At 32.4% G+C, this 14,056-nt stretch carries 21 protein-coding genes; 2 read left to right on the forward strand and 19 right to left on the reverse strand.

The features are described from left to right. Positions 1-32: 32 nt before the first annotated feature. The 9 genes from KP014_RS20765 to KP014_RS20805 form a co-directional block, all read right to left on the reverse strand. A complete protein-coding gene (locus tag KP014_RS20765) occupies positions 33-1,037 on the reverse strand; it encodes a tyrosine-type recombinase/integrase (protein WP_036588296.1) in 1,005 nt (334 codons plus the stop codon). Continuing rightward, positions 1,034-2,359 carry a ParB N-terminal domain-containing protein gene (locus tag KP014_RS20770; protein ID WP_036588299.1) on the reverse strand — a complete coding sequence of 442 codons (1,326 nt, stop codon included), beginning with the start codon at positions 2,357-2,359 and terminating at the stop codon, positions 1,034-1,036. Before KP014_RS20770 ends, KP014_RS20765 begins: the two co-directional genes overlap by 4 nt. 54 nt (positions 2,360-2,413) lie before the next feature. Next, entirely contained in the window at positions 2,414-3,205 is a 792-nt protein-coding gene (locus tag KP014_RS20775; RefSeq protein WP_036588301.1) for a hypothetical protein, read from the reverse strand. Beyond that, positions 3,202-3,666 carry a hypothetical protein gene (locus tag KP014_RS20780; protein ID WP_246590785.1) on the reverse strand — a complete coding sequence of 155 codons (465 nt, stop codon included), beginning with the start codon at positions 3,664-3,666 and terminating at the stop codon, positions 3,202-3,204. The genes KP014_RS20775 and KP014_RS20780 overlap by 4 nt, the downstream gene beginning before the upstream one ends. 189 nt (positions 3,667-3,855) lie before the next feature. Next, the gene (locus KP014_RS20785) at positions 3,856-5,211 is read right to left on the reverse strand and encodes a hypothetical protein (RefSeq protein ID WP_036588304.1); all 1,356 of its coding nucleotides are present in this window, start codon (positions 5,209-5,211) and stop codon (positions 3,856-3,858) included. A gap of 126 nt (positions 5,212-5,337) precedes the next feature. Then, positions 5,338-5,865, reverse strand: coding sequence for a DUF3841 domain-containing protein (locus KP014_RS20790; protein WP_036588307.1), 528 nt, complete (start codon positions 5,863-5,865; stop codon positions 5,338-5,340). Positions 5,866-6,208: 343 nt separating this feature from the next. Further along, positions 6,209-6,454, reverse strand: coding sequence for a hypothetical protein (locus KP014_RS20795; RefSeq protein WP_036588318.1), 246 nt, complete (start codon positions 6,452-6,454; stop codon positions 6,209-6,211). Positions 6,455-6,483: 29 nt separating this feature from the next. After that, positions 6,484-6,729, reverse strand: a complete 246-nt coding sequence (locus KP014_RS20800) for a hypothetical protein (RefSeq protein ID WP_036588319.1) — start codon at positions 6,727-6,729, stop codon at positions 6,484-6,486. A 31-nt stretch (positions 6,730-6,760) separates the two neighbouring features. After that, positions 6,761-7,789, reverse strand: a complete 1,029-nt coding sequence (locus KP014_RS20805) for a hypothetical protein (RefSeq protein WP_036588322.1) — start codon at positions 7,787-7,789, stop codon at positions 6,761-6,763. A 549-nt stretch (positions 7,790-8,338) separates the two neighbouring features. On the opposite strand from KP014_RS20805, the gene KP014_RS20810 reads away from it, so the two are divergent. Continuing rightward, positions 8,339-8,572 carry a helix-turn-helix domain-containing protein gene (locus KP014_RS20810; protein ID WP_036588325.1) on the forward strand — a complete coding sequence of 78 codons (234 nt, stop codon included), beginning with the start codon at positions 8,339-8,341 and terminating at the stop codon, positions 8,570-8,572. A 44-nt stretch (positions 8,573-8,616) separates the two neighbouring features. Here KP014_RS20810 and KP014_RS20815 read toward each other — a convergent pair whose 3' ends face one another. Beyond that, positions 8,617-9,039, reverse strand: coding sequence for a type II toxin-antitoxin system PemK/MazF family toxin (locus tag KP014_RS20815; RefSeq protein WP_051499306.1), 423 nt, complete (start codon positions 9,037-9,039; stop codon positions 8,617-8,619). 247 nt (positions 9,040-9,286) lie between these two features. Here KP014_RS20815 and KP014_RS20820 point away from each other — a divergent pair, with 247 nt between their 5' ends. Then, positions 9,287-9,775 (forward strand): hypothetical protein, encoded by a 489-nt coding sequence (locus tag KP014_RS20820; protein ID WP_051499308.1) that lies wholly within the window; start codon positions 9,287-9,289, stop codon positions 9,773-9,775. Between the two features lie 47 nt (positions 9,776-9,822). On the opposite strand, the gene KP014_RS20825 is transcribed toward KP014_RS20820, so the two are convergent. From KP014_RS20825 to KP014_RS20865, 9 genes are all read right to left on the reverse strand, one after another. Then, entirely contained in the window at positions 9,823-10,122 is a 300-nt protein-coding gene (locus tag KP014_RS20825; protein ID WP_036588327.1) for a hypothetical protein, read from the reverse strand. 76 nt (positions 10,123-10,198) lie between these two features. Then, complete coding sequence (locus tag KP014_RS20830) at positions 10,199-10,408, reverse strand: hypothetical protein (protein WP_036588328.1); 210 nt, start codon at positions 10,406-10,408, stop codon at positions 10,199-10,201. A 40-nt stretch (positions 10,409-10,448) separates the two neighbouring features. Then, positions 10,449-10,811 (reverse strand): cyclic-phosphate processing receiver domain-containing protein, encoded by a 363-nt coding sequence (locus tag KP014_RS20835; protein WP_036588330.1) that lies wholly within the window; start codon positions 10,809-10,811, stop codon positions 10,449-10,451. Between the two features lie 33 nt (positions 10,812-10,844). Then, positions 10,845-11,108: a hypothetical protein gene (locus KP014_RS20840; RefSeq protein ID WP_036588332.1), complete on the reverse strand. Its 264-nt coding sequence runs from the start codon at positions 11,106-11,108 to the stop codon at positions 10,845-10,847. 48 nt (positions 11,109-11,156) lie between these two features. Further along, entirely contained in the window at positions 11,157-11,384 is a 228-nt protein-coding gene (locus tag KP014_RS20845) for a PHP domain-containing protein (RefSeq protein ID WP_036588334.1), read from the reverse strand. Positions 11,385-11,753: 369 nt separating this feature from the next. Then, the gene (locus KP014_RS20850; protein ID WP_036588336.1) at positions 11,754-12,572 is read right to left on the reverse strand and encodes a DUF262 domain-containing protein; all 819 of its coding nucleotides are present in this window, start codon (positions 12,570-12,572) and stop codon (positions 11,754-11,756) included. A gap of 50 nt (positions 12,573-12,622) precedes the next feature. Then, positions 12,623-12,856 carry a hypothetical protein gene (locus KP014_RS20855; protein ID WP_036588338.1) on the reverse strand — a complete coding sequence of 78 codons (234 nt, stop codon included), beginning with the start codon at positions 12,854-12,856 and terminating at the stop codon, positions 12,623-12,625. 37 nt (positions 12,857-12,893) lie between these two features. Beyond that, the gene (locus KP014_RS20860; protein ID WP_036588341.1) at positions 12,894-13,202 is read right to left on the reverse strand and encodes a hypothetical protein; all 309 of its coding nucleotides are present in this window, start codon (positions 13,200-13,202) and stop codon (positions 12,894-12,896) included. Positions 13,203-13,228: 26 nt separating this feature from the next. Beyond that, complete coding sequence (locus KP014_RS20865; RefSeq protein WP_175491761.1) at positions 13,229-13,555, reverse strand: LytTR family transcriptional regulator DNA-binding domain-containing protein; 327 nt, start codon at positions 13,553-13,555, stop codon at positions 13,229-13,231. Between the last annotated feature and the right edge of the window lie 501 nt (positions 13,556-14,056).

The raw sequence follows: 14,056 nt of genomic DNA on the forward strand, positions 1-14,056 counted from the left end.
TCAACACTAAAATTCAAAAAAAAAGAAACGGGCTATTCTCCCGTTTCTTCGTCACCAATTAGTGGGTATAAAGATTCAATAGTTTCAATGTTTAGGAAGTCTGTTGTTAAGCGATTTACTCCTTTATAATCAATGTCAAACTTTCTACATACTTTCATTAGCTCTGTGCGTTCAAACTTGCCACTCTCACGATAAAGCTCATTTGCGTACTTCAACATACCCGATTTTCTGATATTAATTGGTGTTAAGTATGGGTAATCGAACCATTTGGCTATTTTTTTTATTCGTCTTGAGACCAAGTTCGGTGGAGCATTATCTATATATTTTACATTTAATGCAACTGGTCTAAATACATAAGGAGACTCAATTAACTCTGCATCTCTAGCTTTAATAAAAACACTTTCGTTTCCGTTTGACTTATAATACACGGTTTGATGTGCAGCACTATATAGTAAGTTCATTAATTTTTGACTTATTTCTATTTCCCTTGTTTCCAGTGGCCCTTCTGCTGGTTTATTGCGAAGCGTAATATAACCATTTCCCCGGTCTACATCTTTCTCTAAGATATTTAATATTTCTGAGTATGCTCTTCCCATTATCCCCTCGAATAAACACTGTATCAATGCAGAGTCTTGGGGATTGACAATGCGCCCAATAAACGAATTAATTTCTTCATCCGAAAACAAATATTTATTACTTGTATCCACATAACTTTGTATTAATTCATCAGTTAGAGCTGCATCTAAAGGATTTATATTGTCAGCCCTAAGGTCTTCTTTAATTGCCCATCTTATATATCTTCTAATTGTTAGTATCTGTGATTTACTTGACAAAAAAGTTGTTGGTGAAAGTAATTTCATTAACTGCCCAATTTCATACAAATTAAAATTAAATAAATCTTTGTTTAATTGCTCTTCTAAATAAGAGGCTCTTTTCAATACCCTAGAATAAGTATTGTATGTAGATTCCTCTAATCCCTTTAGATATCGATCTTTCTGGGGTTTATTAAAAAATTTATCTTCATATATTTTATTCATTTTTTCTCCCCGCTTTCAACAAGAGCGTTGAAATATTTTAATACCTTTTTTCTTAAGGCTGATGAATTAATACCTCTTTTAGTATCACTAAGCAATCCATTTAGCTCTTCATCTTTTAAATTTAAGTTTTCAACATAGTTCTTTAATTCTTTTAATTCAATATTGTTGTCTTGAAAATACTTGGCAATTACAGTATATCCAATAAACATCAAAGGATGATTAATATTTGTGTCTTTGTATTTTTGAGGGCTTAATAAAAACTGGTCAACAAAACTTCCCGTCAGATAATCATAAAATTTAATCAGATATGTCGCCACTTCTCTTGCTTCAAGATTACTTTTTGGCTTAAATACATTTTCAATAGCATAAGACATTATATCAAATGTTGTAAGTTGCCCTGCAATTTCTGAAATTTTTGGCGATGATGCAATTTTTCCTTTTAGGTCTGACTTTTGTTGAAGTTCCTGTACAACAATGTCTTCTTTTCCTTCTGAAATCAATTCTTTTCTTCTTTGTTCCGGCACAACATTTATCGTATTTATTTGACCAAAAAATCTTTTTGCTGTTTCATCATTATAAACCCTAATCGACAAACCCATCATTTGAGGAAGTTCTGAATTAATTGATATAGCTCTAATCCCACCTTGAAGTCGATGAAATCCATCAAGAATCGAAATTATCACATTTTCATTTATTATAAGTGTTTTCGCTTCCTCATTATATTCTACTGGATTATCACTATCTGAATATATATTTAATGTTATGGTATCGTCCAAATAATTTTCTTTTAACATCTCTCTGGAAATGTCTTCAACACTTGATGGATTAATATCTGGTACCTGTACAATCCCATCTCTTCCTGCTATATATTTTGCGCTTCGTTGAGTTTCGAATTTATAAATAATTAATTGTGAATGAAACATTTGCACTAAATAAGACATCTCAACCTTGGTCAAGTAACTATTCTGTGTCACTCTTATTACATCATTAAATGCAATTGGCAAATATATTCGGTTTTCTTTTGTGTAAAGTGATCTAGCGTGTTTTTTAGATGTTTCAATCTCATTCTCAGTAAACCACTCCTTAGGATCTACATCCTTATAACCTGTAATTTGGTAAATTCCATCTGTTAATAAACAAAGAACAGGAGACTCAATTAAAGATACTTGTTGTATACCTTTAACGATATCTTCAAATGTTCCCAGTGGAATTCCATACTCCAAAAGATAACTACTTATATTGAATATTTTCTTTCTCGATTTTTTTACTTCCCTTATTCTTTCTTGAATATGCAATTCAAGTTCTTCCCGATCTTTTAACATATTTTCACTCCTTCTTTATTTAAATTATAACACAAAAATAAACTATGTTATAATTTAAATGATTTTTCCCTTAAATATAGTTAACAAATTTTTTTGATTTAAACTTGTGTAAATTATTTTTTGACTAATATCTATCAAGGTATGTCTGTCCATATTTCTAATATTATCAACTATTTTTTGTCTATATATTTTAAAGCATTGATCGCAATATATTTCACTTTCATCATTTGGTGTGAATTGCCTAAAACAATTGTGTTCAGCACACACTTTATCTTTAACACTCACAGATGTCCCATATGGCCTGTATCCAGCTTTCTTCATTGCTTCTGTCCAAGACACCCCTAATGTACTTAAAGCGTCTCTAGATGGCTTTAATTTGTTCTGCTTGTATTCATCGCTAGTTGGTATGTACCCAAGTTGTTTAATTGTATTTTTCAACTCTCTAACAGCATCATCCACTGACAAGTACTTACTATTCGCTAATTTAACATTTGCTACTTTGGCTATTTCATCCCAACCATAATGCTTGCTAATATAGTCACTGCTGGGAGTTAAACTTGGCTTATAATTATCATATAATGTCTTTGATACTTCTCCGCGTTCAAGGTTTATGATCTTAAAGTTACTTATTGCTTTAATCCTATTCTCCTTTTTTAAAAACTCATCTTTGTTGTCTATCTCGCACAAATTTAACAACTCGGAGAACTCAATATTTAAGTTCTTTTTTAGTATTTCCCAACTTGGCAAATCTCCTCTATGCTTATCATAAAGCATTGTTGTTAAATATCCACCAGCTTGATTTGCAGCATATTGTATTTTCTTTATTACTACTTTGTCTAACTTCATGACTGCTCCTCTTCATTATTAGAATAGTAATAAGCCTTACCTTTATTAGTATTAATCATTCCCAATTGTTCCTGAAGATAAACTTTCGATTTACACTTAGTACAGATAGTTTCAGGCATCTTATAGATCAAATCGGTTGTATATTGTGTACTACATTTTTTACATTCGACTCTTGCAACAATCTGTTTTACTTCATATGCTTCTAATAATTCTTTACTCTCTAGTATCTCTTTTGGTTGGATAACTTCTAGTTGTCTACGTTGTTCTGAATATACATTATGTACTTTATAGTCAGCTACGCAGTTTGGATTTAGTCCAAAATGCTCATCCCCAACATAGGTCACAAACCTAGTTCCAATTTTAAAACAATCAATCCACTCTTTTATCTGTACAAGAGATAGGTTTACCGTACCTTTAATACCACTATTAAGTGTGTAAGTCATTGTATATAATGTATCCACTTCAATCAATTTATCACCTCCAATTCTCACATTACTATAATTACAATAAATTGCAAGACTTTTTCGTGCTCCAGATTCTAGTTGTTAAAAGACAAAAAGACCCCACATATTATTTTCAATATGTATAGGATCTTTAATCTAATAATTTATTGCTATGCAGTTGTTGTGAAATGCCAATTTTATATATTTTTAAATTGCATTACCGAGTCCACGAATTTCATTTAATTCCTGTATAGTGTATCGCTTTCCCTCAATACCAAGATAATATTCTTCATCCTTTATTACCTTAGCTTCTTCATAATCCTCGATGGCGTATTTCTTCACTTCATCAATAAAAATGCTTAATTTATAAACCAATACTCGATTTTTTTCAATATCTACTATATCAACTTCATCCCTTATGTGTGATTCATCATGAATTCTAAAACTTAATTTACGTTCAAAGTATTGGAATCTATCATTTACTAATTCTAAAACTATTTCCTTTGAGTTGTTACTGTAGATATTACTTATTTTTAACAAATTCTTCATATTAAGCACTGCTTTGGGCTTGCTATCTAATAGCAAATGACCAAAATAATCAACAATTTTTTTGAATGGGCAGCTAATCCATATGCCACCTGCATACACATTTAAACTCATAATGAATTCTTCGGCATCGTAATTAATGTCTTCAACGTCTAGTTCTAGTGTTTGTAGCATTGAAACAATCTCTGGTTCAATCCGTTTTATAAAACTTTTCTCATGAATGAATTCTATTGTGCTAAAATCTATGTACCCTGTTTCTTTTAATTGCTTTATCACAGTATCCTTTTTATTTCTATCAAGCCATCTAATTATATTTTTAGTTGCTACAAATTTGCTATTTTTATGAGTAGTCTCAAACTGATTCATTTCCTCAACAAACCCATGATATCTTTTGAACATTTTCCCAATCACTTCGAATGTCGAATCGTTATATTTAAGATTTAGAAACCCTTCATATTTTTCTTTTATTTGATCTCTTAATTGTAAATATGGTATCCGAATTGAATTTGGTATTAAAATATCATAACTGTCTAATTTCCTTTCCCATGTTTCAATAATATTATCTATTCCATTAAAATGTTTATTAACATCTCCCATACGTTTAACTTTCCTGGCTTCTGAAACTAGTTGAGAACGTGTCTTGCCATATTGAAGACCCTCAAAATCAACAAACTCATTAATGCAATCACTACCAACATTCAAAGTAATTCCATTCACCTTATTTTTAATATAATGAATAAGTCTGTTGGGAGTACCACACAATGCACAACGGATACGTTTATCTCCTAAATCTTCAACAGGATAAAGTAGATCCTCGTTCCCTTTCCATTCTTCACCAGCTTGTTTGATAATAAAAGGTGCTACATTAATAAAATCGCTGTGATATTCATCCCCAACGTCACTTGCAATAAGTTTCGTATTCTTTTTCAGTAGTTGGAAAAGCCAAGGAAATTCTTGAGTAACAGCACTATTGAGCAACAAATTTCGTTGTTTCTTACTGATCTTTAATTCACTCAAAAAAAAGTCCTCCTAAACAAAATAAGAATATATGTTTGTAAGAATATTTTACCATAACTAACTCAATAGTACAAACCAATTACCCATTTTTTGTGATTCGAAATACTCATAAAAACGATATTTCAATCAAAATTCTACTCGTTTTCTTGCTACAAAATGTTCTACTTTATTAATTTTATCTAGAGTTATTCTACCTGTAACTCCCTGTAACCACTCGCCTGTTCCACTCCAGTTTGAATTAATATTTCTATTCAAATCAAATATTCTTTCCCAACTTTCTTCTTTGGTTATGCTTAGTTCTCCTCTGTAAAACGCTTCGTATTCATCTTCACTATCTGCGTTAAACGAATCGTTTAATACCATATGCCAGTTCTCAAAATCCGAAATAAGAACATCTTTTTCGTCTAATTCAACAGTTAACCTTACACATTTGGTCCCACTCTCAAAATGACTTGTAGACCTCATATCTGGCTTTTTGAGCCACAACCACACTGGGTACTCTCCATTGTATTCAGGAAGTCTCAAAGCCATCTGCTGCATCATCCATTTATATTCTTCTGGATATAGAGCATACTCTTCTGAACCTTCAATATACCCCAATTTTTTGAATTCATTCCAAACTTCTTCGGTTTTAAGTGTCCAATATTTTGTCATCTATGCATATTCCTTCGAAATGTTGTTTTTATTATAATCCCAGTTTTTCAAATCTTTCTTCCGCCTCAGTTTTAGGTTTAATTGGTACACCTCTAGAAGTATCCCATCCAAGCGTAAACACCGTACTTTGATGTCTCTCAACGGGATGCCCGTAGTCAGTTGTGTGAATATTTAAAAGTACCCACCCTGCTTATAGGAAAAGATTAATTTTTTCTGTATTATTGTCTTGATAAATCTCTATATACTTTTCTAAATTTATACGAACAATTTCTTTGTCATACATTATTATCATTCCTCTCTATCAAATCATCGCTTTATGATTTTTCTTTGTTCTTTTTTAACATCATAGCCAATGCTCTGTTCCGATACTTTTTTCTATAACAATTGTATGACCATCAATAAAAGTCAATTTTCCTGTCATTAGAACAAAATTATCAACTTTTTCAGGATTGACTCTATAGCGTCCTAAGTCCACATAATTTTGATTCTTCGCAATTTCCTCCATGTCATAATCCTTAAGTGGATAAAAAGTTTCTCCTTTGGCTGTATGGATTATTACGTCTCTATTGATTTCTGGTTTGTCGTTCATGGCTCCAATCTTCCTTTCTTTTAAAACCGTTATTTCAAAGATATTTTATCGATCTTAGCCTTACACTCCAGCCATGTTTCAAGCAGCCAATCCTCTACCTCTCGACCTCTATATGCCTTAATATCCTTCTCGCCACTCTTTGAAAATATAATTGTTCCGTCACCAACAAAGGTGGAAGCCCATCCATTATAGGGAAAGTTCTTGATTACATGATAATTAATTTCTTCATTGGTGATTAAATCTCGCTTCGCAATAATATCATTGAAATCACTCATCTTAATATCAACTCCTTATAAAATAGTCCTTTTACAAATTCAATTGAAGCAGTGTGTTCAAAACGAGTTTATCAGGTCTCAGATAATTCTTATAGTATTCATGATTACTTTTCTTGATTTCCATTAATAGTTCTTTATCTTTGTAAAGTTTCCTCACTTGTTCTACACACTCTAAAGGGTTGTTAAACTCTAGATAATGCTGATTATTATAAAAACTTGGAACATAATAATATAACTTCTCTGCAACAATTGCTTTGCTGGCAGCAACATATTCAGCAAGCTTCCAGCCGTTAGATTTATGAAGTCCGATAGTTGATATGCATATATCGGAATCTCTAACTAGTCTTATATAATTTTCTTTTTTTGTAGCTGAATCATCTAATACACAATCTGAATATAGTTCTAAGGCTTCTTTTCGTGTTGAAAATCCACCAGTAAAGTCTTCACCAAACTCCTTGCGTAGCATCCGAATACATGTGGCTCTTGTATCATTAATATGTCTGAATTCGTCTTGTTCTAAGCCTGGAGCTTCATCGATTCCCCACGTTCTAGCCATAAATAGAATCCTTGGCTTATTAATTGGCTCCTTTGGATCATGTTCGAATCTATCTACATAAAACTGTTGATGATAATTCTTGCCCATTGCCTCTTTTATGCACCAATTCATACGTTCGCTAAAATTTTTATATGTTTTATCCATAATATTGTTCTTGGTTGTTACAAAATAATTTAATCCAAGTGGACGAACTTTCTTAGCAAAGTCATAATGTGAGTGTTCATTTTCATTAAAACTTCTTTTAAAAACAAAATTGGAACGCTCAATAACTTTTTGAACTCTATCTAAATCAAAATGATAACCGTCTGCCATATCATAAGCAATTCTTATGCTCCCATTAACTACAACTTCTATAATAGACAAAATACAAGAGTCAGATATCTCAACATCGAGATTTATTAACCTCTGATCAGCAAGCATTTTGTAACCTGTAATAATTTGATGTAAGTGACCTTCTGTTCGTCTAGGATGTGGAGTGTATAATCTGCAACTGTACTTTGTCATATACTTGCTCCTTTTTTTAATAGATTCAAATGTTTACCACACAATTATATCCTAATTTATGTATAAACACAGATTGTTTTTACAGGATTATTATATCAAAAATCAATATTATTATCTATTTATTTTTACTCTATAAATGAAAAACTGCCTTATTTTATTGGCAGTCCGTTTTCATCGTATTTAATTTTATAGACCCAGTTTAAATGAGTGTCATAAATACGATAGTTGTTCACTAAAAAACTAGAAAGTTGAAATGGATCATCTACAGACAGACATGTTCGTTCCCATCGTTCAACATTCGTTTCTTCGTTATATTCAATCAAATGTTCTAGTACAAATCTTTTCATATTGTCACCTACTGCAATAATTATCCTTTTTAATTTTATAAAATCTGTTATTATAGTTCTATATGCATAATTGTACAGCAAATACTCCCTTTGATTGTCATGGGGAGTGTTTCGTATGCCCAAAAAATGAAACGTTTAGCGTTTCACCTATAATATACATCTATGTATAATCCATGTCAATACTCGTTTTGGAGGAGAAATAATGTCATCAGTCGAAATATTACTAAACGACATACTTGATCGAAAAGACATCTCAAGACGAGAATTATCTCGTAGAACAAAGATTAGACAAAGTACAATCAATGAAATGTGCAATAATACAATAAAAAGACTTCCATTAGAAAATATAGCCTTAATATGTGATGAACTTGAGATTGAAATCCACGAACTATTACGTTTGAAAAAAATAGATTCAAACGTTAAAACTCCAGATTAAATATTCTGGAGTTTATTTTTTGGATTTTATGTACGTTTCTTCTGTTATCTAAAATTTGTTCTGTTGCTATAATATTTTTTATTCCCTAACATGCTAATCATCCACGCTTTTTCTAATTCATCATGATACTCTTCAGGTATATGTGTCAACTTCCTATTACCAATTAGTTCTGTATCTTTACTTAGGGTGAATATTTGTTCGAATTGAATAATACTATCACGTTGAAAGCCAACATCTTCTGCTGAGATATGTACCTGTGTCGGTAATTTGTTTTTAGTTTTGCTACTTGTAATAGGAGCTACAATAACCACAGGAGATCTTTGATTTCCAACATCATTGCTAATGACAAGGACTGGTCTTTTTCCACCTTGAACATGTCCATTTGATTCTCCTAAATCTGCAAACCACACATCATATTGTTTAACATCTTTTAATTTATTTTTATTTTCATAAGTTAGTGTACTCATATTATTGCCTCCTAAAACATGTCTTATATGTACTGTAGCTACTACTTTATGTTTCATTCTTCCCTCTTATGTATTTAATTATACTTATCTTTTAAATTATCTCAAGGGAACATTTGTTCTAAATAATATTTAAATTTTGATATGTCAACCCCATTTCACAGGCTACGAATTTTCTTCCAGAATGTGAGAATAGTCTATTGACTTTTTGGATATATATGTTATTAAGACAAATTTAGGGGGGATTGATATGACAACTGTGAGGCAGGACGCATGGAGTCAATCAGACGACGATACATTGGCCGAGACAGTGATTAGCCACATAAGTAATGGTAGAACCCAGTTGGAAGCCTTTGATCAGGTAGCAAGTCAATTAAATCGCACTCAAGCTGCTTGTGGCTTTCGCTGGAATAGCGCTTTGCGGAAAAATTACACAGTAGAGATTCAACAGGCCAAAGAGCAGAGACTAAATTCTAAGCCAAACAATCGGCAAACAAAGAGGATAGACAAGTCGGAAATTAACATTGACAATGTTATCGATTTCTTAGTATCAATTAAACAAATTATAAATGATGTGAAACAAGAAAACTTATCTTTACGAAGTAAAATTGACGATTTGAACAGTCAATTACAAAATAATCATCTTGAGATACCAATGGATGAGGTCAGAGACTTCGCTAGGATGCTTCAGAAAGTGGTACAAATGCAAGAAAACGACAAAGAGATGCCAACGGGTTAATTCCCGGAAGCATCTCTTTTCTTCGTGAAATTCGTCTTTTATTGAAATTAACCAAACGGATTGAGAATCTTTGTTCTTCCATCATCTTCATATTTCTCCCAAGCTTCAGAAGCCCAGTCCATTATATCACTGGTGAAAATTGAATCACTGGCAGCACTTTCGCCAACACCGCCGTTTCCTTTGTCAAAGGTGCTCCATCTAGTTACATATTCAAGATGCGAAACTGCACCAGCACCAGCACCTTGGATAAGTTCAAAGTGAGCATTTGTTTTTAGAATAAGGACATAGTCCTGTGAATCGTCTACGGCACTTAAGGTTCCCTTTAATTGATCTAGTGTTGGCTTCATAAAATGCCTCCCATATTTACATATGTACTCCAATAGGATACCACATAATATTAATGTATTGATTACAGCAGAGTAATTATTGATAACTTCTTTTTGCAATCTCAAATAAGATAGGCTCTGTCATCATATGGATAGGATATGTTGATTGTAACTCCTTGTAACTCTCCCACAAAGTCCGAACTCTTGCTTCCATAGGTAAATATCCTTGTTTTCTCCATTCGACAATCTCATCAAAACACGTTTTCAAATCATCGTCGGATAATTTTGAAATCATTTCTTCTAACATACATACTCTCCTTTTGTATGACATGAAATCTACATTTCATCTAGTTACCAGAATACACATTCTTTGTGATTGGATAATAATAAATCTCAATATCTTCGTGAATGAAGCCTCTTCTTTGAGCAGCCAAAAGAGTTTCATACATGTTTGCTCTTCCTACGGGATTGTCTGTATGTAAATATATCTTATCAACTTTTAATCCATACTCACAAAAATATTTAACTAAATCATAGCCATTTGGTAACTCATGTCCATGTTCATCTTCGCCTAGATCATGATCCAGAGTCAAAATATTAACATCTTGAGATTCAATAATGGCTATTGCCTCTTCATATGTACGAGCAAGTATAAACCCTTCAGGACAATCACGAAGATCGTCTACATACAGGTTAATTTGCTGTGGCATGTGCTCACTCCTCTCAGTAAAACTTGCATTTGATTAAGAATTCAATCTTAAAAGAGTTTCTTGATAATTGTGCTCCAAGTTAGTCCAGAAGCTCTTAGGAATTTGAAAAACTTGCTGCAGTAGTGAAGATACTTTTTCGTCATCATATCTTATCTTGCTAGTGTTTAGCGCATCATAATATTCTTCACTGACTCCAGTTTCCTTAATAAACTTCTCTTTAGTCCACTCTCTGTCTTCAAGCACTTCTTTAAAGGTTTCACATGGAGGAACAGCAATTGGTGCTTGATATTCATTCATAACTCATCACTCCTTTTGATTTGATAAAACATGTCATTTACTTATTAATCAGATTAAATTTTTCATAGTATAAATGTATCCGTAAACTCGGTACTGTTCAATGACATGTTGAGTTGTGCCATTATCAGTGAAACACCTTACATCTAATCCTCTCTCCTGAGCTTCCGCAACTGCATTTGTCAATGCGGTATCATCAAAAACATTAGAATGTACATTAAACTCTTTAGTTGTATTATTGACCACAACAAACGTAAAACCATTTGAGTTATTTTTCATTATAATCTCTCCTTTTTTATGAAAGAACCACTTCAAAGTGATCTAAGTACCCATCAATTCATTCAAGCATTCTATAATATCAATACTTCTGTATTATAAGTTAGTTCCCAAAATTGCTCCAAGGCTGCGCTCATGGCTCTCCATCGAGTTGTGGCCTCTTCCTCTATAGTTCCAACTTCTCCGTTAATTGTACGGTATTCTAACGTGTGTTTGACCATTTCTACCTCATCCCTCTCTTCCTGATTCGGTATAATTTTGCCTAATAGCACCTTGAATAATTTGCTCTATATCATCTGAAGTGCCTTCACTATTAGATAGTCTATCAACGACAAGAAGAAAGCATTCCTCCCACATAATCAAATAGCCATTTTATCCAGCTTCCTGGATATCAATAAGCATCTGTCTAACTTTGTCTAAGTGTTCTTCACTCATAATTCTGCCTCCAGTATTAAGCATCAGGAAATATCTTAATTTTTGTTCTCTGTCTAAATTGTGAGTCTCAGCAACATTAACAGTGTATCTTTTAAAATGGAGTTGATCTTTTGGAGACAAATCCTTAAAGTAAAATCCTTTGTACTTGAATCTACTTTCATAGAAATCCAAGATCGATTTATATCTCTGCTTTCCATCAAGTATCTCGTAAGCATATTTAAAACCATTTTTCTCCCACTCATCATCGGAGAGGTGAATAAAAGCAAACTTACCAATATCCACATTATTATAAATTGCATCAATTAATTTAATCTTATCGGTTTCTTCCCAAACATATTCACGTTGATACTCTGGATCAAAATCCACTCCGAAATAATAAGCTTTGTGAAACAAAGATTCTAATCCTGTTTGCGAATAATTAAGCCTAATATCATCATTTTTCACAAATGATGCTCTATTATCGTTCAGTTTTTTGACATCCATCCAATTACAATAGCTCTTTTGGTTTTCATTTCTAATTGGATTTCCGTAATTATTGTTTATTGAAGTGTATCCTATTTCAATGATTTTCCCATTATGAAGAATGTTTAATACTACAACATCTTCTAATGCACCAAGTCCAACGCTTTCTCCAATTTCAAAAGAGTAGGTTGGATCGGGGATAAGAAACAATCTGTCCTCCAAATTCTTTAATTCTCTCATGTGATTATCTTGTTTTAGTCTTTCCTGGTTGGCTTCTGTTTTCTTTTTTGCCATCTATGTATTCCTCCTCAATATATGGACATGAAACAGTCATTTGATCTGTATCAATAATTATCAAACCATTCATTAGCTGCAACCTCAACATCGACAAAACTAGAAAATATCTTTTTATCGCTTCTTGAGTCATAAATAATTCCATTTTTATCTGTTACCTCAAACCAGTAAGAATCTTCCGATTCAGAGGGCAGATGAATTTGTACTTGTATTCCCTTATTCGTTTCTGCTTCATGAAATGCTACTTCTCCATTTAACCAAGCCACTTCTTTAAATATCAACACAATTATCGTCTCCTCACGAAACAGCTATATTAATAAATTATTTTTTTGATTCAAATTCCTGAATTATTTCATCTATTTTTTCATTTTCCTGATATACATACTTTAGAAGTAAATTGCCTGTATTGCCAAATTTGACGAGCTGTCTATCAAATGAGAACTCTTGTCTTTTAAAATCTACATTCTCCACTTTTGAATTTTTTAGAGCATGTTTGATTTGCCATTCTATCGCTTTAGATACATCAATGTCGTTAACTCTAACTTCATTGATTCGATTAAATGAATCCTCGTTTTCGGCTTCGTAATAGTCAATAGTTCCATCCTCAAAAAGTTTAATAATCTTTACCATAAGTTTAACCCCGCCTTATGAAATAGTTATTTTACGATCTCATTCCACTTATTGGAAACTACATAAATATCCAGATTCGATCCATCGAGTTTAATAGTGTGGTTTACAATGTTATGCTCAACGACTTTACTTGAATTAATTATTACATCTCTGTCCGCTCTAATAAAATCACTACTTACAGAATTAAGTACCGCCTGCGCCTCTTCAAGTGTCTGAGGCATATTCAGTTCTCCATATGCAGTGATGTATGTTAGTGATTGATTCTTACTATTTCGAACAGCTAAAATTTCACTGTCTTTTACCCACATTACTTCAATTTCATTTAACTCATTGCGTTTGATTAATCCGAACATAGTCATCATCCTCCGATATTTTATATTATGTATTTCGACAACACCATGAAATAAACCTTTCGTCATATCTTACCCACATCTTAATTATACAATAAAGAATTCTATTTATCAATTATTTATTTTTACTTTATAAATAATAAGCATTACTCTATCCATAATATATGGTGACGCAATACAAAAAAGCGAATGCACTAGGCACTCGCTTTGATTAAGTCACCATATCTCTTAGCGGCTTCCAGAAGGTTAATTTCTTCGCCTGAATTAGTCCTAACAACCAATTGACCATCTTTATTACGCCCACTCTTAAACATATCGATATAAGCCTCCTGTACGTCTATTATAGACTTCTACATAAGACTTTGCTTTGTGAGTCCACTCATATACACGATCCATTAAGATGTAGCACATGGCCATTGTTGAACGTCCTCCTTGTTCAATAGACTCAACAACCTCACTGTTTACTATAACATCGTACGTATTCATTATATTATCTCCTTTGTA

Origin of the sequence: Paenibacillus sophorae, from assembly GCF_018966525.1 — a bacterium.
Taxonomy (GTDB): Bacteria; Bacillota; Bacilli; order Paenibacillales; family Paenibacillaceae; genus Paenibacillus_AQ; species Paenibacillus_AQ sophorae.